This is a genomic window from Streptomyces silaceus, from assembly GCF_001419745.1.
In the GTDB taxonomy this organism is placed as follows: Bacteria; Actinomycetota; Actinomycetes; order Streptomycetales; family Streptomycetaceae; genus Streptomyces; species Streptomyces silaceus.
In genome coordinates this window covers 1-3,102 of the sequence record NZ_LIRJ01000479.1, presented here as the reverse complement: position 1 = coordinate 3,102, position 3,102 = coordinate 1, and the positions used below count along the sequence as shown (strand labels likewise).

General features: G+C 74.6%; 3 protein-coding genes. 2 read left to right on the top strand and 1 reads right to left on the bottom strand.

Going from position 1 to position 3,102, the window contains the following annotated elements:
- The coding region (locus tag AOK22_RS34620) for an MlrC C-terminal domain-containing protein (RefSeq protein ID WP_208606483.1) at window positions 1-794 on the top strand (794 nt) is incomplete at its 5' end.
- A 74-nt stretch (window positions 795-868) separates the two neighbouring features.
- Window positions 869-1,696, top strand: coding sequence for a transporter substrate-binding domain-containing protein (locus AOK22_RS34615; RefSeq protein ID WP_055702675.1), 828 nt, complete (start codon window positions 869-871; stop codon window positions 1,694-1,696).
- On the opposite strand, the gene AOK22_RS34610 is transcribed toward AOK22_RS34615, so the two are convergent.
- Window positions 1,635-3,102: hypothetical protein (locus AOK22_RS34610; RefSeq protein WP_055702674.1), on the bottom strand; the 1,468-nt coding region annotated here is incomplete at its 5' end. The two genes, AOK22_RS34615 and AOK22_RS34610, sit on opposite strands and share 62 nt — an antisense overlap.

Here is a 3,102-nt window from a genome sequence, read left to right as displayed (position 1 = left end):
ACGCCGAACTCGCCGCCGCCGAGGCCGAGAAGCTCGCCCGCCGCTACTGGGACGCCCGCCACGACTTCGTCTTCGTCGGCCCGACCGGCGACGCCGAGGAGTGCATCGCCCGGGCCGTGGCCTCGGACCGGCGGCCTTTCCTGATCAGCGACTCGGGCGACAACCCGACGGCCGGAGGCGCGGGCGACCTCGCGTACATGCTGGGCAAGCTCCTGGAGAACGACGCGGTCCGCGCCGGGCGCGTCAGCGCCGTCCACCCCGGCATCACCGACCCCGTCGCCGTCGCCCGCTGCTTCGAGGCGGGCGTGGGCGCCGAGGTGACGCTGAGCGTCGGCGGCAAGGTCGACGCGAACCACGGCGGCCCGTACGAACTGACCGGCACCGTCGTCGCGTTGCAGCGCGCCACCGATCAGAAGGACCGCGCGGAGGGCGGCGCCTACGACCGGGGCGTCGACATGGCCGCCGTGCGCACCGGCGGCCTCACCGTGATCCTCGTCGAGCGCCGCAAGCCGTTCCACACCCTCGCGGACTTCATGGGCCCGCGCGAGGGAGGTCTCGGCGTCGACCCTCGTACGTACGACCTCGTCGTCGTGAAGATCGGCTACCTGGAGCCGGAGCTGCACGACATGGCGGCCGACTGGCTCCTCGCCCTCACGCCCGGCGGCGTCGACCAGGACCTGCCGCGGCTCGGACACCACCGGGTGGAGCGCCCGATGTACCCGTTCGACGCCGACGCGTACGCCGACGGGGCGCCGGACCTCACCCCCGCGCGACTGGCGCCGCTCGCTCCGTGAGAAGGGGGTTCAGCCGCGGGAACGGGTCTGCGAAGGTGATCTCTTCGAGCCGCCCGTAGCGCAGAGGAGCCCCCGTGAAGCGTGCCGCCACCCTGTCCGCCCTGGTCTGCCTCCTGGCCGTCACCGCCGCCGCGCCCGCCTCGCCCGACGCGGGTCGGCGGCCGGACGGGCGGCCCGACCGGCACCGGGCCGGCCTCCTGGACATCGTCCCGAAGAAGGGCGTCCTGAAGGTCTGCACGACCGGCGACTACGCCCCGTTCACCAAGCTCGACCCCGCCGACGGCACGTACAGCGGCGTGGACATCAAGATGGCGCACGACCTCGCCAAGAGCCTCGACGCCAAGGCCCGGTTCGTGGCCACCACCTGGGCGAACCTCACCAAGGACGTCGCCGCGCGCCGCTGCGACATCGGCGTCGGCGGCGTCTCGATCACCCTGCCGCGCGCCCGGCAGGTGTACTTCAGCGAGCCGACCCGCGAGGACGGCAAGACGCCGATCGTGCGCTGCGCGGACAAGGACACGTTCGGGGCGGGCACCCTCGCGGACATCGACAAGCCCGGCACGACCGTCGTCGTCAACCCCGGCGGCACGAACGAGCAGTTCGCCCGCGCCCACATCAAGAAGGCGACCATCAAGCTCCACCCGGAGAACACGACGATCTTCCAGGAGATCATCGACGGCCGCGCGGACGTGATGATGACGGACGCGAGCGAGACGCTCTACCAGTCGAAGATCCACCCCGAACTCTGCTCGCTCCACCCCGACAAGCCCTTCACCTTCTCGGAGAAGGCGTACGCGACGCCGCGCGGGGACGAGGACTTCAAGGAGTACGTCGACCAGTTCACGCATCTGGCGACGCACGACGGGACGTACGCGAAGTATGAGGCGGAGTGGATGAAGTAGAGGATGCGGCGGGGGATGGCGGAGGTGTCCACGCGGCGGTGAGCAGGGACGCCGTGGCCGCCGTCGCGTAGAGGGAGGCCGCGAGCCAGGCCTCGGCGTACGCGTCGGGGTCGGCGGGGCGCAGCCGGCCGAGCACGTCGTGGGTGCGGTCGGCCGCAGTGTCCGTCAGACGCCCGGCGCACCGGGCTCCCGTGCCGAGGCCCACCGCCCGCAGACGGCGCGGGAGTTCACCGTCGGTGTCCGCCGCAGCGACGGCCCGACCGCCCGCCACCGCGCGGTCGACGGCACGGCGGAAGAGGCCCAGCTCCATGGGGAGCGCGGGTATGCCGCCGGGCTGCTGCGCGGCGGACGGCTGCGGCGGCAGATCCTGGGGCGCCCGCGCGGGCAGGTGGGTGCGGTCGAGGCGGCGCAGGCCCAGGTCGACGCGGAACGTCCGGCCGTCGTGGCCCGGCCAGGCGGCCGCCAGGGCGAGCACACCGCCCGGCCGGTCCGGGGCGACCCGGGCCACGACGCGCAGCGGCAGGCCGGACCGTCCCGCGAGCAGCCGCAGGTTCTCCGTGTACGGCAGCTCCGACCGCTCGTCCGGGGCGAGCAGACGCAGGGTGGGCCCGCCGGTGACGGCGAGACCGGCCGGCGTGAGCGTCCCTCGAAGGAAGACGAGATCGCCGCCGGCGCTCGTCCGCTCGTCGACGGGCAGGCTCAACCATGCCAGCGCGTCGGCGAGTTGGGTGTGCGGAGGCCGCTGCCAGAGCGCGTCGAGGGGGTCCTCGTCCCAGCCGGTGCCCGTGGCGGTCACGGAGCGTACGGTACTGCCCGCGCCGACGCGGCCGTCCGCCGAGACGGTGGGCGAGGTGAGGATCACCCCGCCGCCCTCGCCGAGTTCGCGCAGGGAGAGCGCGCAGCCGCCGGGGACGACGGACCCCGTCGCGCGCCGGACGCGGTCGGGGCCGCCGGGCGCCACGTCGGACAGGGTGCGCAGCCGCCCGTCCGGGGCGAGGGCGTAGGTCACCGCTCCCGCGTACCCGGACGCGGTGACCACCGGCTCGGTGAACAGGCCGTGCAGCCGCAGCGGCCGGTCGGGCCGGTAGGCGCGGCGCAGGGTGCCGACAAGGGCGGGGTCCGCGGTCCCGGACGTCCTCAACCCGTGCAGTACGTGGAGCAGTTCCGTCATCTCACCGGCCAGCTCGGCGAGCCGGAACCCCGGGTCGTCGGCGGCGGACTCTCCGAGCCGTCGCACCACGCGGACCGCCGCCGCGGAGGAACGGTGCAGCCCGAGGAGCCGGGCGGCGTGCGCCGCGTGCAGCAACCGCGCGCGGTGCACGGCACCGGCGCCGCCGACCCCGGCGACCAGCACGTCGGCCGTGGCGGCCCAGAGGGTGTGGACGGCGGTGGACTGGGGTGGGGTG